At 63.1% G+C, this 25,925-nt stretch carries 24 protein-coding genes; 7 read left to right on the top strand and 17 right to left on the bottom strand.

Translation table 11 applies throughout. The features are described from left to right. Window positions 1-104 precede the first annotated feature (104 nt). The 3 genes from ACJO3T_RS03165 to speA all read right to left on the bottom strand — a co-directional run bounded on the left by ACJO3T_RS03165 (window position 105) and on the right by speA (window position 3,388). Window positions 105-740, bottom strand: a complete 636-nt coding sequence (locus tag ACJO3T_RS03165) for a ChrR family anti-sigma-E factor (RefSeq protein ID WP_406977743.1) — start codon at window positions 738-740, stop codon at window positions 105-107. After that, window positions 737-1,336, bottom strand: coding sequence for a sigma-70 family RNA polymerase sigma factor (locus tag ACJO3T_RS03160; protein ID WP_406966194.1), 600 nt, complete (start codon window positions 1,334-1,336; stop codon window positions 737-739). The genes ACJO3T_RS03165 and ACJO3T_RS03160 overlap by 4 nt, the downstream gene beginning before the upstream one ends. A gap of 150 nt (window positions 1,337-1,486) precedes the next feature. Next, entirely contained in the window at window positions 1,487-3,388 is a 1,902-nt protein-coding gene (gene speA, locus ACJO3T_RS03155) for a biosynthetic arginine decarboxylase (protein ID WP_406977742.1), read from the bottom strand. A 219-nt stretch (window positions 3,389-3,607) separates the two neighbouring features. Between speA and speE the strand changes: the two genes are divergently transcribed. Next, window positions 3,608-4,489, top strand: coding sequence for a polyamine aminopropyltransferase (gene speE / locus ACJO3T_RS03150; protein WP_406966152.1), 882 nt, complete (start codon window positions 3,608-3,610; stop codon window positions 4,487-4,489). A 108-nt stretch (window positions 4,490-4,597) separates the two neighbouring features. Here the strand turns inward: speE and amtB are convergent, their stop codons facing one another. Beyond that, on the bottom strand, window positions 4,598-5,866 hold the full coding sequence (gene amtB / locus ACJO3T_RS03145) for an ammonium transporter AmtB (RefSeq protein WP_406966153.1): 1,269 nt from the start codon (window positions 5,864-5,866) through the stop codon (window positions 4,598-4,600). Window positions 5,867-5,939: 73 nt separating this feature from the next. Beyond that, the gene (glnK, locus tag ACJO3T_RS03140) at window positions 5,940-6,278 is read right to left on the bottom strand and encodes a P-II family nitrogen regulator (protein WP_004578958.1); all 339 of its coding nucleotides are present in this window, start codon (window positions 6,276-6,278) and stop codon (window positions 5,940-5,942) included. 476 nt (window positions 6,279-6,754) lie between these two features. Between glnK and ACJO3T_RS03135 the strand changes: the two genes are divergently transcribed. The 3 genes from ACJO3T_RS03135 (at window position 6,755) to trmB (ending at window position 9,433) form a co-directional block, all read left to right on the top strand. Continuing rightward, entirely contained in the window at window positions 6,755-7,021 is a 267-nt protein-coding gene (locus ACJO3T_RS03135; protein ID WP_406966154.1) for an accessory factor UbiK family protein, read from the top strand. Between the two features lie 62 nt (window positions 7,022-7,083). Next, window positions 7,084-8,607 (top strand): YifB family Mg chelatase-like AAA ATPase, encoded by a 1,524-nt coding sequence (locus ACJO3T_RS03130; protein ID WP_406966156.1) that lies wholly within the window; start codon window positions 7,084-7,086, stop codon window positions 8,605-8,607. Window positions 8,608-8,716: 109 nt separating this feature from the next. Next, window positions 8,717-9,433, top strand: coding sequence for a tRNA (guanosine(46)-N7)-methyltransferase TrmB (gene trmB, locus ACJO3T_RS03125; protein ID WP_406966157.1), 717 nt, complete (start codon window positions 8,717-8,719; stop codon window positions 9,431-9,433). Between the two features lie 4 nt (window positions 9,434-9,437). On the opposite strand, the gene ACJO3T_RS03120 is transcribed toward trmB, so the two are convergent. The 10 genes from ACJO3T_RS03120 to ACJO3T_RS03075 form a co-directional block, all read right to left on the bottom strand. Then, window positions 9,438-9,974, bottom strand: a complete 537-nt coding sequence (locus ACJO3T_RS03120) for a hypothetical protein (RefSeq protein WP_406966158.1) — start codon at window positions 9,972-9,974, stop codon at window positions 9,438-9,440. Next, complete coding sequence (hemW, locus tag ACJO3T_RS03115) at window positions 9,971-11,128, bottom strand: radical SAM family heme chaperone HemW (protein ID WP_406977740.1); 1,158 nt, start codon at window positions 11,126-11,128, stop codon at window positions 9,971-9,973. Before hemW ends, ACJO3T_RS03120 begins: the two co-directional genes overlap by 4 nt. Beyond that, a complete protein-coding gene (gene rdgB, locus ACJO3T_RS03110) occupies window positions 11,125-11,721 on the bottom strand; it encodes an RdgB/HAM1 family non-canonical purine NTP pyrophosphatase (protein WP_406966160.1) in 597 nt (198 codons plus the stop codon). Before rdgB ends, hemW begins: the two co-directional genes overlap by 4 nt. A gap of 19 nt (window positions 11,722-11,740) precedes the next feature. Then, a complete protein-coding gene (locus ACJO3T_RS03105) occupies window positions 11,741-12,181 on the bottom strand; it encodes a DUF4426 domain-containing protein (protein ID WP_406966162.1) in 441 nt (146 codons plus the stop codon). Window positions 12,182-12,183: 2 nt separating this feature from the next. Further along, window positions 12,184-12,783, bottom strand: coding sequence for a methionine biosynthesis protein MetW (metW, locus tag ACJO3T_RS03100; RefSeq protein ID WP_406966163.1), 600 nt, complete (start codon window positions 12,781-12,783; stop codon window positions 12,184-12,186). After that, on the bottom strand, window positions 12,780-13,928 hold the full coding sequence (gene metX, locus ACJO3T_RS03095) for a homoserine O-succinyltransferase MetX (protein ID WP_406966164.1): 1,149 nt from the start codon (window positions 13,926-13,928) through the stop codon (window positions 12,780-12,782). Before metX ends, metW begins: the two co-directional genes overlap by 4 nt. A gap of 163 nt (window positions 13,929-14,091) precedes the next feature. After that, the gene (locus ACJO3T_RS03090) at window positions 14,092-16,056 is read right to left on the bottom strand and encodes a dynamin family protein (protein WP_406977739.1); all 1,965 of its coding nucleotides are present in this window, start codon (window positions 16,054-16,056) and stop codon (window positions 14,092-14,094) included. Between the two features lie 253 nt (window positions 16,057-16,309). Beyond that, a complete protein-coding gene (locus ACJO3T_RS03085) occupies window positions 16,310-16,879 on the bottom strand; it encodes a YggT family protein (protein WP_406966166.1) in 570 nt (189 codons plus the stop codon). 50 nt (window positions 16,880-16,929) lie between these two features. Further along, on the bottom strand, window positions 16,930-17,766 hold the full coding sequence (proC, locus tag ACJO3T_RS03080) for a pyrroline-5-carboxylate reductase (RefSeq protein WP_406977737.1): 837 nt from the start codon (window positions 17,764-17,766) through the stop codon (window positions 16,930-16,932). A 57-nt stretch (window positions 17,767-17,823) separates the two neighbouring features. Then, entirely contained in the window at window positions 17,824-18,567 is a 744-nt protein-coding gene (locus ACJO3T_RS03075; RefSeq protein WP_406977736.1) for a YggS family pyridoxal phosphate-dependent enzyme, read from the bottom strand. 111 nt (window positions 18,568-18,678) lie between these two features. Here ACJO3T_RS03075 and ACJO3T_RS03070 point away from each other — a divergent pair, with 111 nt between their 5' ends. The 3 genes from ACJO3T_RS03070 to ACJO3T_RS03060 all read left to right on the top strand — a co-directional run bounded on the left by ACJO3T_RS03070 (window position 18,679) and on the right by ACJO3T_RS03060 (window position 22,461). Continuing rightward, complete coding sequence (locus tag ACJO3T_RS03070; protein WP_406966169.1) at window positions 18,679-19,713, top strand: type IV pilus twitching motility protein PilT; 1,035 nt, start codon at window positions 18,679-18,681, stop codon at window positions 19,711-19,713. Between the two features lie 68 nt (window positions 19,714-19,781). After that, window positions 19,782-20,903 (top strand): PilT/PilU family type 4a pilus ATPase, encoded by a 1,122-nt coding sequence (locus ACJO3T_RS03065; RefSeq protein WP_406966170.1) that lies wholly within the window; start codon window positions 19,782-19,784, stop codon window positions 20,901-20,903. Window positions 20,904-21,087: 184 nt separating this feature from the next. Then, a complete protein-coding gene (locus ACJO3T_RS03060; RefSeq protein ID WP_406966171.1) occupies window positions 21,088-22,461 on the top strand; it encodes an OmpP1/FadL family transporter in 1,374 nt (457 codons plus the stop codon). Window positions 22,462-22,471: 10 nt separating this feature from the next. On the opposite strand, the gene ACJO3T_RS03055 is transcribed toward ACJO3T_RS03060, so the two are convergent. Continuing rightward, the gene (locus ACJO3T_RS03055) at window positions 22,472-22,843 is read right to left on the bottom strand and encodes a hypothetical protein (protein WP_406966172.1); all 372 of its coding nucleotides are present in this window, start codon (window positions 22,841-22,843) and stop codon (window positions 22,472-22,474) included. A gap of 226 nt (window positions 22,844-23,069) precedes the next feature. Then, a complete protein-coding gene (polA, locus tag ACJO3T_RS03050; RefSeq protein WP_406966173.1) occupies window positions 23,070-25,793 on the bottom strand; it encodes a DNA polymerase I in 2,724 nt (907 codons plus the stop codon). Window positions 25,794-25,925 lie beyond the last annotated feature (132 nt).

Here is a 25,925-nt window from a genome sequence, read left to right as displayed (position 1 = left end):
TATTCTACAGCATGAGACGACCTGAACTACCGGGGATTTCACGGAGGAGGGCTGGCCCCGGGGTGTCAGGGCCAGTCTGGCAGCCCAGTGTGCCGCACGGCACACTAGCGAATAAAGGGGTTCAGCAGGCGACCGAAGGTGCCTGTCAGCTTGAGGGGAGCGGTCAGTACCGACAGGGTAATGCAGTCATCCCCTTCCAGGGCCACGGGCTTGTGCTCGTCTTCCTGCCCCAGCACCACGAAATCCCACTGGCTGAACACGCCCCGATTGTCGGCAAAGGCGCCCTGGAGTACCACCGTAGTTTCCTCGCCGCGATGGGTGTGGACCGGGGCCTTGCCGCCGGCACACAGCTTTTGCAGGATCACCTGGTCATCCTGGCCCGGGAAGCGGTCGGTAATGTCGAGCACGCTCACGTCCCGGAGCTGTCGTTTCCAGGGCAGGCTGTTCAGGTCGTCGCCCAGCAGCTTGCTCAGCGCGGAGCGGCGGGGGGTGCGGGATACCGGTCGGGGCTCGGGCTCGCCGTCGATGCGGGCCATGATGCTATCGAAGGTGGCCTCGGCAACCGCCACGTGGGACTGCTGCTCCATCATCACTGCCCCGAGGCTGTCCAGGGCATCCACGCGGCTTCGGCAGTGGGGGCACTGGTCCAGGTGAAGCCGGATGCACAGGGCATGGGGCTCACTCAGGTTGCCTGCGCTGTATTCCATCAACATCAGGCTGTCGGGGTGGTGGTGGGTCATACGTTCTGGTCCTGCAGAATTACCTTGAGCTTGTTCAGCGCCAGTCTGACGCGACTCTTGACGGTGCCCAGGGGGATATCCAGTTCATCGGCCACCATCTGGTGGGACTTGTGCTCCATGTAGACCTTGGCGATGACGGTGATCTGCTCCTCGGGCAGGTGCCGGAGCGATTCCCGGACCCGACGCTCGGACATCAGGCGATGAAGCGAGGTGACCGGTTCGTCCTCATTGTCGCCGGGAATCTGCCACAGATCCTCGGTTTCCACGGGCATTTCCACGCTGGTGCGCCGCATCTTGCGAAGCATGTCGATACGCTGGTTCCGGGCGATAGTGAAGATCCAGGTGGACGCCGCCGCCTTGCGCCAGTCGTACAGGCAGGACCGGCGCCAGATGGACACAAACACTTCCTGCACCAGTTCCTCGGCATGGCTCGACAGACCATTGGCCATGGCGTAGTACTTGATCTGGGGGGCAAAGTGCTCGAACAGGGCGTGATATGCCTGACGGTCCCCGTGCTTGCCGACCTTCTCGAGCAGCTGGCTCCAGGGATCCCGGCGACGCTCTGCCCGGGAAGGTTTCTGGTCCAGTGTGGTCACCGGGCGCTCCTTGACAGCAGCCTGGGCTGAGGTGTTTTTCATCATGATTGTAGCACTCGTCCAGCGATTGTCAGTCGCGGGATATACGCCCGGGCGCCGGAACCGGATCATGATGTCGGCGGAATTCTTCCAGGGGTGGCCTGCGCGGCCTTATTCCTCCAGGTAGGTGTAGCCCCCCAGGCCCGCTTCCAGCTCTGCCAGCAGGGGAGCCTGGTCATCCGGCGCCAGGCCGCTGGCGGCGAAGCGGGCCCGGTAGGCTGCCAGCAGGGCCTGGGGGTCGAAGTTCACATAACGCAGGATATCCGCCACGGTGTCGCCCTCGGTGGGCTGGCTGATGTCGTACCGGTCGTTCCCGTCCAGGCGCACATCCACCGAATGGGTGTCGCCGAACAGGTTGTGCATGTCACCCAGGATCTCCTGGTAGGCCCCGGTCATGAAGAAACCGATCAGCAGTGGCTGGTTGTCGTCCTGTTCCGGCAGCGGCAACGTGGCTTCCACCCCCTGACCATCCACGTAGCGATCGATGCGCCCATCGGAATCACAGGTGATGTCCTGGATCACCGCGCGACGGGTAACGGCCCGGTCCAGCCCACTGATGGGCAATACCGGGAAGATCTGGTCAATGCCCCAGATGTCCGGCAGCGACTGGAACAGGGAAAAGTTCACGAACAGCTTCTCCGCCAGCTTCTCGTTGAGTTCATCCAGGATCTCCCGATGGGCCCGATTGGCACCGTCCAACTGCTGCTGGAGCAGCCGGCAGCCGGCGGTGTAGATGCGCTCTGCCTCGGCCCGGTGGGCCAGGGACAGTACGCCGTGGGCAAACTGGGCATGGACATCGCCCATGGCATGGAGCAGATCGTGGTAGATCTCGATCCGGGAACGGGGACTGTCGTCGTCCACCAGGTGCCGGTAGTCCCGCCACAGGTCAAGCAGGGGGGCGGGGGCATCGTCGGCGGGGGGCGTTGGCGTCCGGGATTCCGGCTGGTCCCGGTCGATCACGTTGGTGACCAGCACCGCGTGGTGGGCGGTGAGGGCCCGGCCGGATTCGCTGATCAGGTCCGGGTGGGGCACACCGGCCCGGTCGCACTCCCCCTGCAGGGTGTGGATCACGTTCCAGGCGTATTCCCGCATGCTGTAATTCATGGAACAACTGCTACGGGAGCGGGTGCCTTCGTAGTCCACCCCCAGGCCACCACCGATATCCACGGTGTCCACCGGAGCACCGAGTTGTCGCAGTTCGCTGTAGAAGCGTGCACATTCCCGCAGGCCGGTCTGGATATCGCGGATGTTGGCGATCTGCGAGCCCAGGTGGAAGTGCAGCAGTTGCAGGGTGTCGAGGGCATTGGCGGCTCGCAGCCTTTCTACCACGTCCAGCACCTGCCCGGCGGACAGGCCGAACTTGGACTTCTCGCCGCCGGTGTTCTGCCAGTTGCCCTTGCCGATGGTGGCCAGCCGGGCGCGGACGCCGATCAGCGGTCTGACCCGCAGGCGCTCGGATTCCTCAAGGATCAGCTTCAGCTCCGAGGGTTTCTCCACCACGATAAACACCCGGTGGCCCAGCTTCTGGCCGATCAGGGCCGTGCGTACGTATTCCCGGTCCTTGTAACCATTGCAGACGATGACCGCCCCCGGTGACGACAGGGCCAGTACCGCCATCAGTTCCGGCTTGCTGCCCGCTTCCAGGCCGATCTGGCCGTTGCTGGCCGCGGGTTCCGCCCGCAGCAGTTCCTCCACCACGCCCCGCTGCTGGTTTACCTTGATAGGGTAGACGGCGGTATAGCGGCCGCCGTAGCCATGTTCCGTGGCCACCTCGTTGAAGGCCTGACACAGGCTGTTTACCCGGTCGTGGAGGATATCGGTGAAGCGGATCAGTACCGGCAGCGCAATGCCGCCAGCGGTGATCCGGCTGACCAGTTCCGGCAGTCGGATGCGTGCACCCCGGGCCTGGCGGTGGGGCTGGATCAGCACTTCGCCGTCGGTACTGACGTCGATGTAGCCGTCGCTCCAGTGGGGAATGTTGTAGACCTGGCTGGCGGTGGTTTTGGTGGCCATACTGAACTCCATAAGTCGTCCGGTGCCGGCGTCCGGCGAGCCCATTGTAGGCGTCTGGCCCGTGCTGGACCAGCGCACAATGGCCAATCGGCACAGGTTTCTCAAGCCAGTGCTTTGGCCTGCCGGCAACTGCCCATACAATGGCGGCATGACAGCCGGAGCCGTCGGTTAACAGGCCAGGCAACAGGCATCCGGAGCCGTAACAATTGGAGGTATGGGATGAGTACACTCGATAACAACTGGTTTACCGAAGTCTTCCAGGACCAGGGAACCGCGTTTTCCCTGCAGGTGAAGCGCAAGCTCCATGAGGAGCAGACTCCCTACCAGAAGCTGGAGATCTGGGAGACCGAAACCTTCGGCAACCTGATGGTGCTGGATGGCTGTGTGATGCTCACCAGCCGTGACAATTTTCTCTACCACGAGATGATGACCCATCCTGCGCTCTTCACCCACCGGAACCCGAAGAAGGTGGTGATTATCGGCGGTGGCGATTGTGGCACCCTGAAGGAAGTGCTCAAGCATCCCGGTGTGGAGGAAGCCTGGCAGGTGGAAATCGATGAGCGTGTGACACAGATGTCCGAGAAGTATTTTCCGGAGCTGTGTGAGTCGAACCGCGATCCACGGGCCAACTTCTTCTTCGGCGACGGCATCCAGTGGATGCGCGACCAGCCGCCGGGCAGCGTGGATGTGATCATTGTCGACAGCACCGACCCGGTGGGACCGGCGGAGGGCCTGTTTGCCCTGGATTTCTACCGGGACTGCATGATCGCCCTGAGGGACGGAGGCATCGTCGTGCAACAGAGCGAATCACCTCTGCTGCATACCGACAGCATCATCCGTGACATTCACCAGGACATGAAAAAGGCCGGGTTCGACCACGTCCAGACCCTGCCGTTCCCGCAACCGGTGTACCCCACCGGCTGGTGGAGCTGCACCATGGGGGGCAAGGATGTGCATACCAGCTATTTCCGGGAGGAAGACGCTGCTGACCGTCCGTTCGTGACCCGCTATTACAACGAGGGTGTCCATCGCGGTGCCCTGGCCATGCCCCAGTTCATGCTGGAAGCCCTGGAAGATCCGGTCAGGCCTGCCGAGGGCTGATTCCGGCGGTCAGCATCAGCGGACAAGGCCGCAGACAGAAAAGGGCAGCCCGAGGGCTGCCCTTTCTGGTTGGATCCCCGGAGAGGGGATCCGGCCGATCGTGCGATCTTACTGCTTTCCGGAAACGAACTCCGGATAAGCTTCCATGCCGCACTCGGACAGGTCGACACCTTCGTACTCTTCCTCTTCGGTGACGCGGATACCCATGACGGCCTTGAGGATACCCCAGACCACCAGGCTGGCCACGAAGACCCAGACGAAGATGGTGATGGCACCGATAACCTGGCCGCTGAAGGAAGCACCGTCGTTGGTGACCGGCACCAGCAGCAGACCCAGCAGGCCACACACACCGTGGGCGGAGATGGCGCCGACGGGATCGTCGATGCGCAGCTTGTCCAGGGTGACGATGCTCAGTACCACCAGGATACCACCCAGTACACCCCAGATGGTGGCGACCAGTGCGCTTGGCGTGGACGGCTCGGCGGTGATTACCACCAGGCCGGCGATGGCGCCGTTGAGCAGCATGGTCAGGTCGGCCTTGCCGAACATCACGCGGGCGGTGATCAGGGCGGCGATGGCGCCACCGGCGGCAGCGGCATTGGTGTTCAGGAACACCATGGCCACGGAGTGGGCACTGGCCACGTCACCCAGCTTCAGCACGGAACCGCCGTTGAAGCCGAACCAGCCCAGCCACAGGATGAAGGTACCCAGGGCGGCCAGCGGCATGTTGGCACCCGGGAAGGCGCGGATCTCGCCGTTGGGGCCGTACTTGCCCTTACGGGCACCCAGCAGGATCACGCCAGCAAGGGCGGCGGCCGCACCGGCCATGTGCACGATGCCGGAGCCGGCAAAGTCGGAGAAGCCCAGGTCACCCAGGTTGTACATGCCGAACACATCGGCACTGCCCCAGGTCCAGGAGCCTTCCAGCGGGTAGATAACGCCGGTCATGACCACGGCGAAGATCAGGAAGGCCCAGAGCTTCATGCGCTCGGCCACGGCACCGGAGACGATGGACATGGCGGTGGCCACGAACACGACCTGGAAGAAGAAGTCGGACGCACCGGAGTAGATGGAGCCGCCTTCGAAGTCACCGCGCTCGGCGAATTCGCCCATCACGCCGCCGACGTCAACGCTGCCCATGCCGCTGAGGAAGATGCTGCCATCGTACATGATGGCGTAACCGCAGATCATGTACATGGTGCAGGCCACTGCGAACAGGGCCACGTTCTTGGTGAGGATTTCGGTGGTGTTCTTGGCGCGAACCAGACCGGATTCCAGCATGGCAAAGCCTGCTGCCATCCACATGACTAATGCGCCGCACACCAGGAAATAAAAGGTGTCTATCGCGTACTGTAAATGAAATACACTGTTTTCCATTGGAAGCCCTCCGCACGAGGCTTAACAGGATGTTGGATTTTTTGCGTTGGCCTGACTGCTTAAGCGCCCGGGATCAGACGGCTTCTTCGCCGGTCTCGCCCGTCCGGATACGGATGGCCTGTTCCAGCTCGGTCACGAAGATCTTGCCGTCACCGATCTTGCCGGTATTGGCCGCCTTGGTGATGGACTCGATGACCTGGTCCAGCAGGTTGTCACCGATGGCCACTTCCACCTTCACTTTGGGAAGGAAGTCGACCACATACTCGGCACCACGGTAGAGTTCGGTGTGCCCTTTCTGACGGCCGAAACCTTTCACTTCGGTTACGGTTACGCCCTGAACGCCAATCTCGGATAGTGCCTCACGGACATCATCCAGCTTGAAAGGCTTGATGATCGCTGTCACAAGTTTCATTGCTGTCTCCTTGGATTTAGCCGTCCCGGTTTTCTGGCCACTGCATCGTGGATCGACCGGGTTCGGGATGCTGCTACCTCGCACACCAATTGTGCGGATTGCGTGCAAGGCTCAAAGCATCGTGTGTGCCAACGCAAAAAAATATTTTAAAAACAGTGTATTACGATATTGGTGAACCAAAATGGTTCCAAAGTGTGCGCCATTATAGCGCAGCGATATGGAGCGAGAACCAATTTGGTGCAACTGCTCAAGACAGGTGCGCCCAGTTTGATAAACGTCCATTCCCTTTGGGCGGTTATCCACTGAAACCGTCACCGACGACGACGGGGTGTCAGCCAGCTTCAGGGGACTTCCTTTGAATAGTATGGCAGGGACCGGGCTGTGTTACACTCCCGGCGAACAGAAGGCCTCCAGCCCCACCGTTGTGGTGCGAGGCTGGTGACCGGGAACCCACAGAAGACAACGGAGAGAATGCGGTGAAGATTCCCAACGATCTGCTGGGCCAGGTCCAGCAACAGTTCGGTCAGTTCGTTCCGGACATGGCGCGGGCGGCCCGGGACGATGTTGAGAACCATGCCCGCGCTGCGGTCATGTCCGTTGTTTCGAAGCTGGAACTGGTGACACGGGAGGAGTTCGATGCCCAGCAGGCAGTGCTGCTTCGCACCCGCGAGCGTCTGGAGCAACTGGAGAAGCGGGTTGCCGAACTGGAGCAGACACACAGCGCCAACCCGGCACAGGACTGAATCCCCCATAAAAGGCGGCACAGGCAGTACCGCCGGGGCCTATAACATCAAGGAAGATCTTCATGCTTGCCACCATCCATACCCGTGCACGACTGGGCGTCAGCGCGCCGGCCGTGACCGTTGAAGTCCACCTGTCCGGTGGGCTGCCGTCCCTGTCCATTGTCGGATTGCCGGAAACGGCGGTCCGTGAGAGCAAGGACCGGGTCCGTAGCGCGCTACTGAACGCCGGTTTCGAATTCCCTGCCCGACGTATCACCATCAACCTGGCCCCGGCGGACCTCCCCAAGGAGGGCGGCCGTTTCGACCTGGCCGTGGCCCTGGGTATCCTGGTGGCCTCGGAGCAGTTGCCGCCGGAACCGTTGGCCGGCCTGGAATGCCTGGGAGAGCTGGCGCTGGACGGCACCCTGCGACCGGTGCGCGGTGTGCTGCCGGCGGTCATGGCGGCCCGGGACGCCGGCCGGCGTATCCTGGTGCCCTCCGATAATGCCGACGAGGCGTCCCTGGCCGGCGGCGATGATGTGCTGGCCACCGACCACCTGTTGCGGGTGTGTGAGCACCTGGCGGGTACCGATACCCTGTCTCCCGTGCCTCCAATGGAAGCGGTGGACAGTGCCAGCGGGGTGGCGGACCTGGCGGATGTGCGGGGCCAGCATGTGCCCCGGCGGGCGCTGGAAATCGCCGCGGCCGGCGGCCACAACCTGCTCCTGTTCGGCCCTCCGGGAACCGGCAAGAGTATGCTGGCAAGCCGCTTGCCGGGTATCCTGCCGCCACTGACGGACCGGGATGCCCTGGAGGTGGCCAGCGTCCATTCCATCGCCGGCCTGCCGGTGCGGGCCGGGCAGTGGCGTCAGCCGCCCTATCGCGCGCCCCACCACACCGCCTCCTCGGTGGCCCTGGTGGGTGGCGGCAGCAGTCCCCAGCCCGGCGAGATTTCCCTGGCCCATCGCGGGGTGCTCTTCCTGGACGAACTGCCGGAGTTCGACCGCAAGGTGCTGGAGGTATTGCGTGAACCCATGGAATCCGGCGAAATCATGATTTCCCGGGCTGCCCGCCAGGTGCTGTTCCCGGCCCGCTTCCAGGCCATTGCTGCCATGAACCCCTGCCCCTGTGGCTACCGTGGCCACCCCACCATTGAGTGCCAGTGTACGCCCCACGAGGTGTCCCGCTACCGGCGCAAGCTGTCCGGTCCCCTGCTGGATCGTTTCGACCTGCATGTGGAAGTGCCCGTGCAGGATGGTGACGTGTTGTTGCGGCGGGACGGTGAGGGAGAGGGTAGTACCACGGTGCGGCAACGGGTAATGCAGGCCCGCGAGCGCCAGCTTGCCCGGCAGCGCCTCAACGCGGGCCTCTCGGGGGCGGCGCTCCATGAGTCCTGTCGCCTCGACTCGGCCAGCGAGCAACTGGTGAGCCAGGCCATCGAACGCCTGGGGTTGTCTGCCCGGGCCATCCATCGGATCCTGCGGGTGGCCCGCACCATCGCCGATCTGGCTGGTGACCAGGCGCTGGCGAAGCCCCACCTGGTGGAAGCCCTGGGCTACCGCAAACTGGACCGCCAGCCGGCGGCACAGGGGGTTTCAGCGATCTGAGGCATGTCCCGGCGGAGGTTGCCTCTGACTGGTGACGGGATTCTGGTAAACTGTGAGGCCTATCGAATCGTACCCGAGAGTTATCAAGACCGTGGCCTGAGGACACAAGATGACTGATCACCAGAACCAGACGGACTCATCCCCCATCACTACCCGCCGGGGGGTGCGCAGCTTCGTGATCCGTCAGGGTCGCATGACCGACGGTCAGAAGAAGGCTCACGAGCGCCTGTGGCCGAAATATGGGCTGACCCGGGAGCAGGGTGTTATCGACCCCCGGGAGATCTTCGGTCGCGAAGCCTGGCTGAACCTGGAGATCGGGTTTGGTATGGGCCAGTCCCTGGTGGAAATGGCCGAGGCGGCGCCGGAACAGGACTTTATCGGCGTGGAAGTGCATGCCCCCGGTGTGGGCGCGCTGCTCAAGGAAGTGGAGGAGCGGGGCCTGGAGAATGTCCGGGTGTACGCCATCGATGCCAATGATGTGATCGACCTGTGCCTGCCGGACGCCGGCCTGGACCGGGTCATGGTGTTCTTTCCGGACCCCTGGCCCAAGAAGAAGCACCACAAGCGCCGGTTGATCCAGCACGAGTTCGTACAGCGCCTGCGCCACAAGCTCCGTGTCGGTGGCATCCTGCACCTGGCCACGGACTGGGAAAACTATGCCGAGCACATGCTGGAAGTGATGGACGGGTCGGAAGGCTTCGTCAACGCCCGGGAGGAGGGCGGCTACTCACCACGCCCGGAGCACCGGCCCATTACCAAGTTCGAGAAGCGGGGGGAGAAGCTGGGTCACGGTGTGTGGGACCTGGTGTACCGGCGGACCAACTAGGCCGTCAGGCGTGGTGGGTGTGGATCGGATGGCGCCGCGCCGCCCGGATCACCACCAGGCCGGCAATGCCCAGCAGCAGGGCGGTGTAGTTGATCAGTGCCAGCAGCGTGGCGGACAGGCTCAGGCGGTCACTGGGCGAATCCAGGTTCACCAGCATCAGGGAATACTCGGCAACATGGGTCATGCCGGCGGCCACGAACAGGCCCCGCACCCATCGCCCCGCCTTACGCTCCCGGATGCCGGGCCGGTCCACCAGCAGGTGGTTGGTGAACAGGATCAGCAGCGCACTGTAGAGGAAGGCAAACACGAAGCCGCTCCACAGGGAGGTCCGGGCCCAGCCGAGGCCGGCCCCGGCCCAGCTCTCGATGATGGCGGCCGCGTTCTCGCCGGTGGTGGCCAACTGGAAGTTGAGCATGCCCTGGGGGGAAACCGGGGTCTGGAGGGGCTGGTTCAGCCCCAGTTGCAGTACCAGCACGACGGCGGTCACGCCCCCGAGCCAGCGGATCCTCGCCGGGATCGGTCTGCGGGTGGTGTCGTTCATGACAGAAAACGCTCCAGCACACTGTTCAGGACCTGTCGCCCCCGCTCCGTGGCCTGCAGGCGGTGAGGGTCCAGTAACCCGTCTGTTCTCAATTGGTTCAGTATTGCAGTAATTGTAGTCAATGGTAAACCGGTGCGTTCCCGGAACAGGACCTCGTCGACACCATCCTTCAGCCGCAGGGCATTCATCATGAATTCCAGGGGGCGTTCCTCCGGATCGATGGACTGGGTGCCGGCGGTGCGGCTGCCGATGCGTCTCAGGTAGGCATCGGGCTGACGGGTCTTCCAGTATCGCAGGATGTCCCCATTCGCCAGTGACACTTTGCCGTGGGCACCGGCTCCCACCGCCAGGTAGTCGCCGAAGGTCCAGTAGTTGAGGTTGTGGCGGGAGGCGCGATCAGGCCGAGCCCAGGCGGATACTTCGTAGTCGTCAAATCCGGCCGCCAGCAGCCGCTCCCGCCCCGCCTGCCAGATGCTCCAGAGGGTGTCGTCCTCGGGCAGCGCCGGGGGGCGGCTATAGAATTCGGTATTGGGTTCCAGGGTGAGCTGGTACCAGGACAGGTGGGGCGTCTGCCAGGACAGGGCTTCTTCCAGGTCCGCCAGTGCCTGCTGCGGGCTCTGGTCCGGCAGGCCGTGCATCAGGTCCAGGTTAAGGTTGTCGAAGCCGGCCTCGAAGGCGGCCTCGATGGCCCTTCGGGCGTCGTTGTCGTCGTGGATTCGCCCCAGCCGTTGCAGGTGGTGTGGATTGAAACTCTGGATGCCGATGGACAGCCGGTTGATGCCGGCTTCCCGGAAGCCCCGGAACCGGCCCTGCTCCACCGTACCCGGATTGGCTTCCAGGGTGATCTCGGCGTCCGGGGTAAAGGTGATCCACTCACCGATCCGGCGGAACAGGCGCTGGTAGAACGCCGGGGACATCAGCGACGGGGTACCACCGCCAATAAAGACGGTGGACACCGGGCGGCCGCGGACCAGCGACAGGTCCTGCTGCAGGTCCTCCAGCAGCGCGTCCAGGTACTCGTCTTCCGGCAGTGGCCCGGTGAAGCTGTGGGAGTTGAAGTCGCAGTAGGGGCACTTGCGCACGCACCAGGGCACGTGGATGTAGAGGCCCAGTGGCGGGCAGGGTGCCCCGGTATCGGTGGTGGCGGGGATCACGTCTGTTCCAGCTGTTCCACCAGCAGGCGCAGGGCGCGACCCCGGTGGCTGACGCGGCCCTTCTGCTCGCGGGTGAGTTCGGCGGCACTGAGGTTGAACTCCGGCGCCAGGAACACTGGGTCATAACCGAACCCGCCATCCCCCCGGGGGGCCTCCAGGATGTGCCCCGGCCAGCGGCCGTGGCAGATTACCGGGGTCGGGTCGTCGGCATGGCGCAGGTAGACCAGCACGCAGTGGAACTGGGCCGAGCGCCCCGCCTCGGGCACGCTATCCAGTGCCCTGAGCAGTGCGCGGACATTGTCTTCGTCGCTGGCATCGGGGCCTGCATAGCGGGCGGAACGGACGCCGGGCTGACCGCCGAGGGCATCCACCGCCAGGCCCGAATCATCCGCCAGGGCCGGCAGGCCGGTTTCCCGGGCCGCGTGCCGTGCCTTGAGCAGGGCGTTCTCCACGAAGGTGACGGCGGGCTCCTCGGCTTCGCCGACCCCCAGTTCCCCCTGGGCAACAGGGCTCAGTCCAAGGGGGTGTAGCAGTTCGCCCAGCTCCCGCAGCTTGCCCGGGTTGTTGCTGGCCAGGACCAGTCGCTGGGTCATGGTGCCTCCGGAATTCTGGTCAGTCATTGAACAGTGCCTGGGAGAAACGGATCGGCAGATCCTGGGCGTGGCCACTGGGGCGGGCGGTGATCTGGAAGGTCATCAGTTCACCGGCACTGTACTGGTACTCGGCAATGAAGTACACGGCGTCCCCCTCCTGGATTCGGCGAAACGCCAGGAAGCTGGGCTGGCCGACATCATTGAGTGCCTTGCCCTCCACCTGGCCCGGCACTGTCCTGAGGCCGCCATTGTCCCCTTCGGTCATGATGGCGATGTTGACGATACCAATGCCCTTGCTGCGATTGAGGTTGTTGGCGACCGCTACTTCCGGTTGCAGGAAGGTGCTGGGGAATACCGAGTAGTGAACCTGATATTCCCCGAAGTCGACGCTCTTCTCCTGGGCCGTGACGGGGCCGGCAAGAGTCAGCAACAACAGCGCCAACGTGATTGCGAGCTTCATGGTCAGTCTCCCCGTGTAATGCGGTAGATGGCAATCTGGCCCAGCAGGTTGGGCCACAGGCGGCTTAGCCAGCGGTCCTGGTGCTCACCGTCCACTACCGTACGATTACGGATGCGGAAGTTCTTCTGATGACACAATGCCTCAAAATCCTTGAAGGTGCACAGGTGGATATTGGGCGTGTTGTACCATCGGTGGGGCAGGGTTTCCGATTCCGGCATCCGCCCCCGCCACATCAGGTACCAGCGTAGCCGCCAATGGGCGAAGTTGGGAAAGGTGACGATGCCTTCCCGCCCCAGGCGCATCATTTCGTCCAGCACGATGTCCGGGCGTTGCACGGCCTGCAGGGCCTGGGTCATCAGCACCGTGTCGAAGCTGTCGTCATCGAAATTGGACAGCCCCTGGGTGTCCAGGTTCTGTTCAATCACCGGCACGCCCTTGCCCATGCACTCGGTGATATGGTCCGGGTTGATCTCCAAGCCGAAGCCGGTGGTCTGTTTCTCCTGTTGCAGGTACTGCAGCAGGGTGCCATCACCACACCCCAGGTCGAGGACATGGCTGCCGGGACTGATCCATTGCTGGATGATCTCGAGGTCGGCCCTCATGCCCCCACCTCCCGTGCCACCCGGTTCATGTAGGCGGAAAACACGGCATTGTACCGGGGGGTCGGAATCAGGAAGGCATCGTGCCCCCAGGGCGCGTTGATTTCCGCATAGCTCACCCGGCGCCGGGCGGCCAGCATGGCGTTCACCAGTTCCTCCGACCTGGCCGGGGTAAAGCGCCAGTCGCTGCTGAAGGACAGCACCAGGAACTCGCAGTGGGCCTTGGCCATGGCTTTCACCAGGTCGTTGTCGGTTTCATAGGCCGGGTCGAAGTAGTCCAGGGCCCGGGTCATCAGCAGGTAGGTATTGGCATCGAAGGTCTCGGAGAAGCGTTCCCCCTGATAGCGCAGGTAGCTCTCCACCTGGAATTCCGCATCGTAGCCGAACTGGTAGGCCTGGTCCCGCAGTTCTCGGCCGAATTTTTCCCCCATGGAGGCATCGGACAGATAGGTGATGTGCCCCACCATGCGGGCCAGCATCAGGCCGCGCCGGGGCAGGGTGTTGTGCTTGTAGTAATGGCCGCCGTGAAAGTCGGTATCGGAGGTGATGGCCCGGCGCGCCACTTCGTTAAAGGCGATGTTCTGGGCCGTGAGCCGGGGTGTGGACGCAATCACCACGGCATGTCTGAGCCGGTCCGGGTAGCTGATGCTCCACTGCAGTGCCTGCATGCCCCCCAGGGAGCCACCCACCACGGCGGCCCAGCAGTCGATGCCCAGACGGTCGGCGAGCACTACCTGGCTGTCCACCCAGTCCCGCACCGTCACCACCGGGAAGTCCGGACCGTAGGGCTCGCCGGTGTCCGGGTTGATGGTGCTGGGGCCGGTGCTGCCGTGGCAGCCGCCCAGGTTGTTGATGCTCACCACGTAGAAGTGGTTGGTGTCGATGGGCTTGCCCGGCCCGATACAGGCATCCCACCAGCCTGGTTTGCGCTCGTCCATGGAATGGTACCCGGCGGCATGGTGGTGGCCACTGAGGGCATGGCAGATGAGCACGGCATTGCTGCGCCTGTCATTCAGGGTGCCATAGGTTTCCACCACCAGGTCCCACTGCTTCAGGGTCCGGCCACAGGCGAGCGTCAGGGGCTCGTCAAAATGCAGGGTTTGTGGGGTAACCAGGCCTACAGAATCCGAAGGCAGGGAGTCGGGCATCGATGCGGTTGAGTCCTTGATTGGTCGTCTCGGGTCGTTCGTCCAGCCGTCTTCCGGGCCGGTGCAAGCCCTTCAGTTTAAAGGGGCGACGACACCGCTGCAACCGAACTATGGCAGCGGTGTCGCCTGCTGCCATAGTGGGGATTTTCTGGCTAGAGCTGCGTCAGGCAATGCCGGAGATGTTGACCACCTTCTGCTGGCTGAGGGTTGGGGCGGGGCGGCGAATCTGGCGCTGCATGGTGTCCGCCAGTTCCAGCTGCTTGCGCAGGTCGGTGATGGTGTTGGTGAGGCGCTCCCGCTCGGCCTTGCTGTCGCGGTCACTGCGGACCATGTCGCGGATGCGACGCACTTGGTGCTCTAGCAGCTGCTTCTGCTCCATGGAGTACTGCATGATTGGCAGCAGGGCTTCGCCGGGCCAGCGCTCCACGTCACGACGGACCCGGTCATGCAGGGTGCGGGCCTCGGTCACCATGACCTGGAAGAAGCGACGGATCAGCTGGTTCTGTTCCCGCAGCAGGTTGCCGGGTGCACGGCGGAAGCGGGTGGCCCGCTTGCGCAGTTCACGGATGGCGATCACATGGCGGCCCGCCCGCAGGGGGACTGGTTCCAGGTGTCGGGCCCGGGTGTCCTGGTTGTAGCGTCGGTAGATGGCTTCCACCATGCGCTCCGCCAGGCGGCCTTCCGCCAGCAAGTTCTGCAGGTCGCTCTCCAGCAGTTCGAAGAAATGGTCCATGGCCTGACTCATGCCGGTGGAGGTCCAGCTTTTGGTCATCATCTGGCGGACGGTGGCAGCATGGGCATTGAAGCGCTCTTCGCTCACCATGTCCGTCAGGATGTCACCCTGGGACTGCATCAGGCGGCGGCTGGAGCGCAGGGTGATCAGCTTGCGGTAATAGAAGTCGTAATCGGTCTGGGCGCGGTCCGCCAGCCGACGCAGGGCTTCCCGGTCAACGGCGCTGCCGGCGCAGGCCTGGCGTTCCTCCTCCAGGCTTTCCAGTCGGGACTGCATCGCCGCCTGGCTGTTCTGCAGCATGCCCAGCAGGTCATTGATCAGGCTCTGGGTGATCAATTCTTCCTTCTGCTTGAGAATGCGGCCTACCAGCAGCCGCTCCAGCTGCGGCAGTTCGCTGCGGCCAAGCAGGGCATCGTCGCCCCGCGCCTTCGCGGTCAGGCCCTGCTTGGCGGAGATCGGGATAACGTCGTTATCGTCCAGGCCCAACTGATTGGCGGTGTTGTGCCGGACCCGGTCGATACCCTCCTGGACCTGCTGCTCGGACTGGAGTTCATCCCACAGCGTATCGATCTTGTTGAGCACCGCGAAGCGGCCGGCGCGATGGTCGGCGTCCTCGGTATCGATGTGCTCCTTCCAGATGGTCATGTCGCTGGCGGTTACGCCGGTGTCGGCGCTGAGCAGGAACAGGATGGCATGGGCCGCCGGCAGAAGGCTGACGGTCAGTTCCGGCTCCGAGCCCAGGGCATTGAGCCCGGGGGTATCGAGGATGCGCAGGCCCCGCTCGAAAAGCGGGTGGCGGATGCTGATCTGGGCGCTGCGCCAGGACGGGATCAGCACCTGCCCGGGATTGTCGAGATCGGCTTCCAGCATGGATTCGCTAAAGCCGAACTTGCGGGCCTGCTGTGGGGTAACGCTGCGTACCCGGGCCACTTCGGCGAGCACGGCCCGCATGGTATCCGGATCGTCCTCGTCCAGCTCGTAGCGGATCCAGTGTTCCGGGTGGCGGCGAAGTTCCTGCAGTGACAGGTCCCCCTCGCGGGTCTCGATGGGCAGAAGTTTCAGGTAGTTGCTGCCGTTGGCCCGGTCAAAGAACAGTTCCGTGGGGCACATGGTGGTGCGGCCTGCCTGGGAGGGCAGCATGCGCTGGCCATACTCGGAGAAGAACAGGGCGTTGATCAACTCGGTCTTGCCGCGGGAGTACTCGCCCACGAAGGCAATGGTCAGCTCGTCCTCGATCAGCAGCTCGACACCCCGGCGGATGCGCTCGCTGACATCCTCGGAGTACAGGTCGTTGTCCTGCAGCCACAGCCGGTAGCGACTGATCTGGCGAATGAGTTCCTTCTTCCACTGGTGATAGGCTTCAACCTGGTGCGCCAGGATAGCTGGTCCGTTCATGGTACTTGCCCTGTCCGCTTGGCAGACTTCCCCAAGAGCGTCTGCGGTGATCTGAGTGCTTGTCCGGTGGTCCGTTCCGGGCAGCGTCAGGTGGTGGTCCCGACAGGCCTGTCGGCATCTCTGCAACGGTCGCGCGTAGAATTGTCGCAGATTAACAATCGATAAGGTTTAGCGTATGTCGGTTTAATCGTCAGATCTGTTAAACCGGTCACAGGTGTTCAAACGCACGCTGACCCTGTGACCGTTGACGTGATCAGACCGGCATGCCCACCGCAGCACCCAGGTGATCCACCACCACCCGCAGCACGTTGAGGATCAGGAAGACAAAGATGGGGGACAGGTCGAGGCCGCCCAGTGGGGGGACGATATTGCGGACCGGTCGCATCACCGGCTCGGTAATCTGGGCCACCAGGGCGATGGCGGGATGGTCGCTCTGGGGCGCCACCCAGCTGATGATCACCACCGCCAGCACACTCCAGAAGTAGATGTTGATAATCAGGTCCAGCACATAGACCCCGGACCAGGCCAGCAGGGCCACCGGGTTCAGTCGCATGATCGAATAACCGCTGGCCACCCATAACAGCGCGAAGAACAGGGCGCTCACCAGCACCGCCAGCACCAGCGAGGCGCCATCGACACCGCCGATGCCCGGAATCACCCGGCGCAGGGGGCGCAACGGGGCGTTGGTGGCCTTGACCACGAACTGGGAAATGGGGTTGTAGAAATCGGCCCGTGCCAGTTGCAGCAGAAAGCGCAGCAGCACCACGGTCAGGTAGAACATGGACACGAACTGCAGCACGGTGATGAATATCTTGGCCAGCATTGGGGCAGTCTCTCCGTTATAAACCTGGGTGTCTGGGTGGTCGCTGGTGGTTATCGGCTGGCATCAGCCAGTTCTTTGGCCATTTCCCGGGAGCGGCTCATGGCGGCGTTGTAGGCCTTTTCCACCAGGGGGCGCAGGCCGCCGTCCTCGAAGGTGTTGATGGCCTGCTCGGTGGTGCCGCCGGGGGACATGACGTTGCGCTTGAGCTGTGCCGGATCGTGCTCGCTGCGGGCGGCCATTTCGGCGGCGCCGGCCATGGTCTGGATGGCCAGGTCCCGGGCGGTTTCCGTCGGGATGCCGGCCTCGCTGGCGGCCGCTTCCAGGGCCTCAAGCATCAGGAAGAAATAGGCCGGTCCGCTTCCGGACAGGGCCGTCACCGCGTGGAGCTGGTTTTCATCCTCCAGCCAGAGTGCCTTGCCGATGCTGTTGAAGATGGACTCGACGGTCTGCTTCTGCTCGTCGCTGACCTCGGGGTTGGCGTACAGGCCGGCGGCGCCCATGCCCACCAGGGATGGCGTATTGGGCATCACCCGTACCATCGGCAGGCCGCCACCCAGCCAGCCATCCAGAGTGTCGGCGGTCAGGCCGGCGGCGATGGAGACCATCAGCGGGCGGGTGTTCTGGGCCACGGGGGTGATGTCCCGGCACACGTCCGCCATGATCTGGGGCTTTACCGCCAGGATGAGTACGTCTGCCTGTTGGGCGCAGTAGCGGTTGTCGGTGGTCACACTGACGCCGAACTTGCGGCGGATGGCCTGCAGGTGGTCATCGTCCGGAGCGCTGACCCAGATGCCGTCGGCCTGGAAGCCGCTGTCCAGCATGCCGCCAATGATGGCGCTGGCCATGTTGCCCGCGCCGATAAAGCCGATTGTCGGTGATGTACTCACAGTTCACTCCGCATCATAAGAATGGTGATCGCAAATCATACCAGTTAAATCGAGCGCTTACCCGCTCGCCCGGGAGTCCGGGCCACTCTGGCTGGTACCGCTGGAATAGTCCCTGGCGCCGAACAGGGCCGTGCCCACCCGCACCAGGGTAGCGCCCTCGGCGATGGCCAGTTCCAGGTCGCCGGACATGCCCATGGACAGGGTATCCAGTGGGCCGTTCACGTTGTCCCGCCTTTTCAGGTCCTCCAGCGCGCCAGCCAGCGCCCGGAAGCTGGCGCGCAGGTCGTCCTCCGGCTGCTCCGGGTCGGGAATGGCCATCAGTCCCCGCAGGGTCAGGCCGGGCAGTTCACTGATGGCGGCGGCGAGTTCCGGCAGTTCTTCCAGGCGGCAACCCGACTTGCTGTCTTCCTCGTCCACATTGACCTGCAGGCAGAGGTTCAGGGGCGGCAGATGGACCGGGCGCTGTTCGCTCAGGCGCCAGGCGACCTTGAGCCGGTCCACGCTGTGCACCCACTGGAAATGCTCGGCAATGGCCCGGGTCTTGTTGGACTGGATGGGCCCGATAAAATGCCATTCCACATCGGGCAGGTCCGCCAGGGCGTCGATCTTCTCCAGGGCCTCCTGCAGGTAGTTTTCACCGAACGCCCGCTGGCCGGCAACGGCAGCTTCACGAAGGTCTTCCGCCGGTTTTGTCTTGCTGACTGCGAGCAGGCTCACACTCCCGTCGCTTCGTCCGGCTGCCTTTGTTGCTTTTTGTATGCGTCGGGTTACGCTCCTGATGTTGTCTGCTATGCTGCTCATAATAATTTCTGACTGCCGCTGGCTGTGCTGTATAGGGGCCTCACGTTAACCCCGGGGTTGGAAAAAACCAAGCGGGCCAGGGCATAAAAGAACCGCCTTCCGAGGAACCCTATGGATATTACTGAACTGCTGGCCTTCTCGGCTAAACAGGGTGCGTCTGACTTGCACCTGTCCGCCGGGCTGCCCCCCATGATCCGTGTCGATGGCGATGTACGCCGGATCAACCTTCCGCCCATGGAACACAAGGAAGTTCACGGGCTGATCTATGACATCATGAACGACAAGCAGCGAAAGGATTTCGAAGAGTTCCTCGAGACCGACTTTTCCTTCGAAGTGCCAGGTGTGGCCCGTTTCCGGGTCAACGCGTTCAACCAGAACCGGGGCGCCGGCGCCGTGTTCCGGACCATCCCCTCGAAAGTGCTTACCATGGAAGATCTGGGCATGGGCCAGGTTTTCAAGGATGTGTCATCGGTGCCCCGCGGCCTGGTGCTGGTGACCGGCCCCACCGGTTCCGGCAAGTCCACCACCCTGGCGGCCATGCTCGACTACATCAACGATTCCCGCTACGAGCACGTGCTGACCATTGAAGACCCCATCGAATTCGTGCACGAATCCAAGAAGTGCCTGGTGAACCAGCGGGAAGTCCATCGTGACACCCTCGGGTTCAGCGAGGCCTTGCGCTCAGCCCTGCGGGAAGACCCGGACATCATCCTGGTGGGTGAGCTGCGGGACCTGGAGACTATCCGCCTGGCGCTGACCGCGGCCGAAACCGGTCACCTGGTGTTTGGCACCCTGCACACCACCTCGGCGGCGAAGACCATTGACCGGGTGGTGGATGTGTTCCCGGCGGAAGAGAAATCCATGGTCCGTTCCATGCTGTCCGAGTCGCTGCAGGCGGTTATTTCACAGACCCTGATGAAGAAAATGGGTGGCGGCAGGATAGCGGCTCACGAAATCATGATCGGTACCGCAGCAATCCGTAACCTGATCCGCGAAGATAAGGTGGCCCAGATGTACTCCGCCATACAGACCGGTGGTTCCCTGGGTATGCAGACCCTGGATCAGTGTCTCCAGCGGCTGCTGCAGAAGGGCCTGATCAGCCGCGAGGCGGCACGGGCCAAGGCCAAGATTCCGGACAACTTCTGACACTGACAATGATAGGGCGCCGGCGATAGCGGTGCCGGCAAACGCGACTGAATGCTGGATGTACTCTCATGGAATTCGAAAAACTGCTGCGATTGATGGTCGAAAAGGGCGGCTCGGACCTGTTCATCACTGCCGGGGTGCCGCCCAGCATGAAGGTAAACGGCAAGGTGCTCCCGGTCACCAAGAACGCCCTGACGCCGGAGCAGACCCGGGAGTTTGTCTATGGCTCCATGAACTCCAAACAACAGGCGGAGTTCGAGGAAAGCCACGAGTGTAACTTTGCCATCAGTGCCCGGGGCATTGGCCGTTTCCGGGTCAGCGCCTTCTTCCAGCGCAACCTGTGCGGTATGGTGCTGCGGCGGATCGAGACCAAGATTCCGCAGATTGATGACCTGACCCTGCCGGACATCATCAAGGATCTGGCCATGACCAAGCGTGGCCTGATCATCTTCGTGGGGGCCACGGGTACCGGTAAGTCCACCTCACTGGCGGCCATGCTCGGGCACCGTAACCGCAACAGCCGCGGGCATATCATCTCCATTGAGGACCCCATCGAATTCGTGCACCAGCACCAGGGCTGTATCGTCACCCAGCGGGAAGTGGGCATTGACACCGACAGCTTCGAGACCGCCCTGAAGAACACCCTGCGGCAGGCGCCGGATGTCATCCTCATTGGTGAGGTCCGGACCCGGCAGACCATGCAGTACGCGGTGCAGTTCGCCGAGACCGGTCACCTGTGCCTGGCCACCCTGCACGCCAACAACGCCAACCAGGCCCTGGACCGGATCATCCAGTTCTTCAACCCGGACCAGCACAACCAGACCTGGATGGACCTGTCCCTGAACCTCAAGGCCATTGTGGCCCAGCAACTGATCCCGACCCCGGATGGCAAGGGTCGGCGGGCGGTTATCGAGGTGCTGATCAACACCCCGCTGGTGGCGGACCTGATCCGCAAGGGCGAGGTGCACAAGCTCAAGGAACTGATGGCCAAGTCCACGGAGGCGGGCATGCAGACCTTCGACCAGGCGCTGTACACCCTTTACTCCGAGGGGGCGATTACCTACGAGGACGCCCTGGCCCACGCCGACTCCGCCAACGACCTGCGCCTGATGATCAAGCTGGGCGCCGATGCCAAGGGCTCCGATCAGCTCTCATCCAGCGTCGACAAACTGTCCATCCAGAACGACTGAAGCCCCCCCCCGGCACCGCCCCCTGTCACCTGGACAGGGGGTGCTTTGCCTTCCCTGTACCGGTGCGTGATGCATTGTCCAGCCTTGATACATTGATATTTCGTATATTAATCATAAGCAGACGATATTTTTCGGTGGTTGTCCGTGCTTCGTATACTCCGCGCGCGCTAATAGAGGAGATACCATGCACAAATTACATAACACACTCGCCCGCTCCATCCGTCTCGTTTCTTTGACCGCCGCCCTGACGCCCGCCGGTGCCCTGGCCGGGGGCTTTTCCCTGAACGAGCAGAGCGCCAGCGCCATGGGTACCGCCAATGCCGGTGCCGCCGCGAACCCTGAGAACGCTGCCATTGTCCTGTTCAACCCGGCCGGTATGAGCCAGTTGTCCGGCACCAATGTGTCCCTGGGGGCGGCGGTGCTTGATATCGATGCCGAGGCCAAGGGTGACTCCATCGCCGTGAGCCGCCAGAATCCGTCAGTGCCGGTCCAGCCTGCGTCTGACGGGGGCGACATCGCGGATCCCGCAGTGCTGCCCCACCTGTACCTGACTCATGAGATCAATGATTCCGTTGATGTGGGCTTTGGTATCCATGCCCCCTACGGCCTGGCCGCCGACTACGACAATGACTTTGCCGGTCGTTTCTTTGCGGACAAGACCGAACTGACGGCAATTGCCTTTACCCCGGCCATCTCCGTAAGCAATGGGGAAGGGCTGTCCATGGGTGCGGGGCTGAACGTGATCTACGCCGAGGGTCGGCTGACCCGCTTCCAGGACCTGAGCGCAACGGCCGGTGCGGGTGCACTGGCGCTGCCCGAACCCTATGCCGATATCGAGGGCGATGATGTTGGTGTCACCTTCCGGGTGGGTTTCCTCTACGAACTGTCGGACAGGACCCAGTTTGGCCTGACCGCCCAGACCGGTACCGAGCTGGAGCTGGAGGGCGACGCTGAGATCCGAAACGTGCCGGTAGGGCCCACCTACACCCAGACCACCACACTGAATGAGAAGGTCACGGTTCCCCTGGCCATCCCGGAAACCGTCACTGTCGGTGCACGGCACCGGCTGACTGACGATGTCACCCTGCTGGCCGGTGCCACCTATGCCAAGTGGAGCCGCTTCGAGGAGCTGGACGTTATCAGCCGTGACCCGAATGGCGATATTACTGCCGGCCCCGGGGAGTACGTCACCCATATCACCGAGAAGTGGAAGAATACCTGGCAGTTCAACCTGGGTGGCATCTGGCAGGCCACGCCGGCCTGGGCCTTCAAGGCCGGTTATGCCTGGGATGAATCCCCGGTGGATGGTTACGTGACTGCCAGGATACCCTCGGAGGACCGCCACTGGCTGACCCTGGGATCCCAGTGGAAGGATGTGCGCAGCGGATGGTCCGTCGATGCTGCTGTGGGTACGCTGATCTTTGCAGACGATGCCGAGGTCAGCGATCGGGAGTACAGTCATGCCAACCCGACCGTGCCGGCGTCGTCCGCCAGCTATGACGCCACCTACGAGCTCAGCGCCTGGAGTGCCTCACTGCAGGTCAACAAGGCATTCTGATATCCGGGAGCTAGCCTACCACCTGGCCCCGGTAGATCATCTTTGGCTTCCGGGGCTGGGCCCCCTCATCCTGTGAGCTGCTCGTCGGGGTTTCGGGGTCCGGGAGGGATTGTCCCCGATAGGTTCGTTTGCTGTCGCCGGACGAGGACTCGCTCAGGACGTCCGCCAGTTCCGGAACACTGTCCTTAAGTTCGGTCCAGGCTCGTGTCAGGGCATCGGATCGGGAGCGGCCGGCAAAGCTGGCCAGTTGCTCAACCAGTGACTCTTCCGTCAGGTGCAGCTTGACCCCGAATTCCATCTGGATCAGCCGCCGGCACTGCTGGATCTTCTTCATGGTGGAGGGGTTGAACAGCCAGTTACGTTCACTCGCCAGAGATGCCATGGAAGCCTGCCTCATGTCTGGAAACGGATAAGTGGCTAATATCTAAGCGAGAATCGTGCCATGGCGTCCGAGCCACCCACGGCAGCAACAGACAGTCTGTGGGGTCACCCCCTGGCACCGGACGAGGGTGGGGAGAGGGAGCAGAGACGGTGCATACCTGGCCCGGAGTGCACCGTATTGGGGCGACGGTCAATGACGGTTTTACGGTCGAACAGGCTGTCGGTGGTCAGTGGGCCTCGTCCCAGTTGTCGCCCACTCCGGTTTCCACCAGTAGCGGCACCTTAAGCTCCGCCGCGGCCGACATGCGTTGCTCCAGGCCCTTGCAAATGGTGTCCAGGGCATCGTCCCTCACTTCCAGGATCAGTTCGTCGTGCACCTGCATGACCATGCGGGCCTCGTCGGCATGGTTGGCGGTCAGCCAGTCCTCGACGGTGATCATGGCCCGCTTGATGATGTCGGCGGCGGTGCCTTGCATCGGGGCGTTGATGGCGGTGCGCTCGGCGGCCTGCTGCATCTGCTTGTTGCGGGCGTTGATTTCGGGCAGGTAGAGCCGGCGCCCGGCCAGAGTCTCCACGAAGCCGTCGTCATGGGCCTGTTTGCGGATCCGTTCCATGTACTCCAGCACCCCCGGATAGCGGTGGAAGTAACGGTCGATATAGTCCTGGGCCACCTTGCGCTCCACTTCCAGTTGCCGGGACAGGCCGAAGGCGGACATGCCGTAGATCAGGCCGAAGTTGATGGCCTTGGCGCTGCGGCGCTGGTCGGCGGTGACATCGCCGGTACTGACGTCGAACACCTCGGCGGCGGTGGCCCGGTGGATGTCCTCGCCTTTCTCGAAAGCGGTCAGCAGTCCCTTGTCACCGGACAGGTGGGCCATGATCCGCAATTCGATCTGGGAGTAATCAGCGGCCACCAGCTTGCGGCCTTCCGGCGCCACGAAGGCCTGGCGGATACGTCGGCCCTGTTCGGTCCTGACCGGGATGTTCTGCAGGTTGGGCTCCGACGATGACAGGCGTCCGGTGGCGGCCACGGCCTGATGGTAGGAGGTGTGGACGCGCCCGGTGCGGGGGCTGATCAACTCCGGCAGGGTATCGGTGTAGGTGGACTTGAGCTTGCTCAGGCTGCGGTGCTCCAGGATCAGCCGGGGCAGGCGATGGTTGTGGGCCAGCTCCTGCAGCACCGGTTCCGCCGTGGACGGGGCTCCCTTGGGGGTTTTCTTGACCACCGGCAGCCCCATCTTGTCGTAGAAGATGGCCTGCAGTTGCTTGGGCGAGCCCAGGTTGAAGCTCTCTCCGGCCTCCTCGTGGGCTTCCTGCTCCAGCTCTGCCATGCGCTCCGCCAGTTCCTGACTGTGGCGTCTCAGGGTCGGGGCATCAATCAGGGCACCCCGTTGTTCCATATGGGACAGTACCGGCACCAGGGGCAGGTCGATGTCCCGGTAGACTGCCTCTAGCCGACCGGTGTCCGCCAGTTGCGGGCGCAGGACGTGGTGCAGGCGCAGGGTGATATCCGCATCCTCGGCGGCGTACTCGGAAGCCTGTTCCAGGGCGATCTGGTTGAAGGTGAGCTGCTTGGCCCCCTTGCCGGCAATCTCCTCGAACTTGATGGTCTTCTCGCCCAGGTACTTCAGGGCCAGGCTGTCCATGTCATGGCGGGTGGCGGTGGAATTGAGCACGTAGGACTCCAGCATGGTGTCCTCGGCAATCCCCTCCAGCGAGATGCCGTGGTTGGCCAGCACGTTCTTGTCGTACTTGAGGTTCTGACCCACCTTGCGGTGTTCCGGGCTCTCCAGCAGTGGCTTCAGCCTGTCCAGGGTGGCGTCCCGGTCCAGTTGCTCCGGCGCGCCCATGTAGTCGTGGGCCAGGGGCAGGTAGGCGGCCTGGCCGGGTTCGATGGCAAAGGAGAGGCCGACAATTTCCGCCTCGCTGTAGCGCAGGCTGGTGGTCTCGGTGTCGAAGGCAAACAGGTCGGCCTTCTCCAGGCGGTCCAGCCACTGGTCCAGTTGCGAGGTGGTGAGGATGGTGTCGTATTGCCGTTCCGGCGGGGTGTTGTCCGGTTGCTCGGAGGTGCTATCACTGCTGGTGCCGTTTTCCCCGGAATACTCGGCAATCCAGGTCTTGAACTCATACTCTTTGAACAGCGCCAGCAACTGCTCCCGGTCTTCCGGCTCCGGTGCGACTTCCTCGATACCGAAGGCCAGTTCCACATCGGTGCGGATGGTGGCCAGTTCCCGGCTCAGGGGCAGGTGGTCCAGGGCCTCCCGCAGGTTGTCGCCAATCTTGCCGCCGATGTCATCGGCGTGTTCCATGAGGTTGTCCAGGTTGTCGTACTGCTGCAGCCATTTGACGGCGGTCTTGGGGCCGCACTTGGTGACGCCGGGAATGTTGTCCACGGTGTCACCCACCAGGGCCAGGTAGTCCACCACCTGTTCCGGTTTGATGCCGAACTTCTTCTCCACGCCGTCCCGATCCATGGCGGTTTCGGTCATGGTGTTGATCAGGGTGACGTGGTCACTGACCAGTTGCGCCATGTCCTTGTCGCCAGTGGAGATCACCACATCGACGCCCTTGCTGGTGGCTTCCGTGGCCAGGGTGCCGATCACGTCGTCCGCCTCCACCTCGGGGATGATCAGCAGTGGCAGCCCCATGGCCCGGACAATCTCGTGGATGGGGTCGATCTGGACGCCCAGGTCATCCGGCATGGGGGGGCGGTTGGCCTTGTAGTCTTCATACAGGTCGTGGCGGAAGGTCTTGCCCTTGGCATCGAAGACCACCACCACCTTGGAGCCAGGGAAGTCCTGTTCGAGCCGCCGCAGCATGCTGATCACACCCTTGATCGCTCCCGTGGGGTGCCCCTTGCTGGTGGTGAGCGGGGGCAGGGCATGGTAGGCCCGGAACAGGTAGGAGGATCCATCGACCAGGACTACGGGGGGCGTCTTTTGCTGACTCATCTCTAGTGTCCCTTAACATAAGTTCGCAGCGTTTCAGCGTGCCATACAAAGCCCCTGGCGAGGCGCGGCTCGCCGGGAATGGTGTGTCCCTTGCCAAGAGTCGCAACACTGCCAGGGGCTTTGTATGGCGCG

Origin of the sequence: Marinobacter shunpengi (assembly GCF_045449715.1) — a bacterium.
GTDB lineage: Bacteria > Pseudomonadota > Gammaproteobacteria > Pseudomonadales > Oleiphilaceae > Marinobacter.
Note: the sequence above shows the minus strand (reverse complement) of the source record. Positions and strands in the feature narration are given on the sequence as shown.

What these genes read in the sequence shown, in the direction of transcription:
- ACJO3T_RS03165 (WP_406977743.1), bottom strand. Translation starts at nt 740, where the DNA reads ATGACCCACCACCACCCCGACAGCCTGATGTTGATGGAATACAGCGCA.
- speA (WP_406977742.1), bottom strand. Translation starts at nt 3,388, where the DNA reads ATGGCCACCAAAACCACCGCCAGCCAGGTCTACAACATTCCCCACTGG.
- speE (WP_406966152.1), top strand. Translation starts at nt 3,608, where the DNA reads ATGAGTACACTCGATAACAACTGGTTTACCGAAGTCTTCCAGGACCAG.
- amtB (WP_406966153.1), bottom strand. Translation starts at nt 5,866, where the DNA reads ATGGAAAACAGTGTATTTCATTTACAGTACGCGATAGACACCTTTTAT.
- glnK (WP_004578958.1), bottom strand. Translation starts at nt 6,278, where the DNA reads ATGAAACTTGTGACAGCGATCATCAAGCCTTTCAAGCTGGATGATGTC.
- ACJO3T_RS03130 (WP_406966156.1), top strand. Translation starts at nt 7,084, where the DNA reads ATGCTTGCCACCATCCATACCCGTGCACGACTGGGCGTCAGCGCGCCG.
- trmB (WP_406966157.1), top strand. Translation starts at nt 8,717, where the DNA reads ATGACTGATCACCAGAACCAGACGGACTCATCCCCCATCACTACCCGC.
- ACJO3T_RS03120 (WP_406966158.1), bottom strand. Translation starts at nt 9,974, where the DNA reads ATGAACGACACCACCCGCAGACCGATCCCGGCGAGGATCCGCTGGCTC.
- rdgB (WP_406966160.1), bottom strand. Translation starts at nt 11,721, where the DNA reads ATGACCCAGCGACTGGTCCTGGCCAGCAACAACCCGGGCAAGCTGCGG.
- ACJO3T_RS03105 (WP_406966162.1), bottom strand. Translation starts at nt 12,181, where the DNA reads ATGAAGCTCGCAATCACGTTGGCGCTGTTGTTGCTGACTCTTGCCGGC.
- metW (WP_406966163.1), bottom strand. Translation starts at nt 12,783, where the DNA reads ATGAGGGCCGACCTCGAGATCATCCAGCAATGGATCAGTCCCGGCAGC.
- metX (WP_406966164.1), bottom strand. Translation starts at nt 13,928, where the DNA reads ATGCCCGACTCCCTGCCTTCGGATTCTGTAGGCCTGGTTACCCCACAA.
- ACJO3T_RS03090 (WP_406977739.1), bottom strand. Translation starts at nt 16,056, where the DNA reads ATGAACGGACCAGCTATCCTGGCGCACCAGGTTGAAGCCTATCACCAG.
- ACJO3T_RS03085 (WP_406966166.1), bottom strand. Translation starts at nt 16,879, where the DNA reads ATGCTGGCCAAGATATTCATCACCGTGCTGCAGTTCGTGTCCATGTTC.
- ACJO3T_RS03075 (WP_406977736.1), bottom strand. Translation starts at nt 18,567, where the DNA reads ATGAGCAGCATAGCAGACAACATCAGGAGCGTAACCCGACGCATACAA.
- ACJO3T_RS03070 (WP_406966169.1), top strand. Translation starts at nt 18,679, where the DNA reads ATGGATATTACTGAACTGCTGGCCTTCTCGGCTAAACAGGGTGCGTCT.
- ACJO3T_RS03065 (WP_406966170.1), top strand. Translation starts at nt 19,782, where the DNA reads ATGGAATTCGAAAAACTGCTGCGATTGATGGTCGAAAAGGGCGGCTCG.
- ACJO3T_RS03060 (WP_406966171.1), top strand. Translation starts at nt 21,088, where the DNA reads ATGCACAAATTACATAACACACTCGCCCGCTCCATCCGTCTCGTTTCT.
- ACJO3T_RS03055 (WP_406966172.1), bottom strand. Translation starts at nt 22,843, where the DNA reads ATGGCATCTCTGGCGAGTGAACGTAACTGGCTGTTCAACCCCTCCACC.
- polA (WP_406966173.1), bottom strand. Translation starts at nt 25,793, where the DNA reads ATGAGTCAGCAAAAGACGCCCCCCGTAGTCCTGGTCGATGGATCCTCC.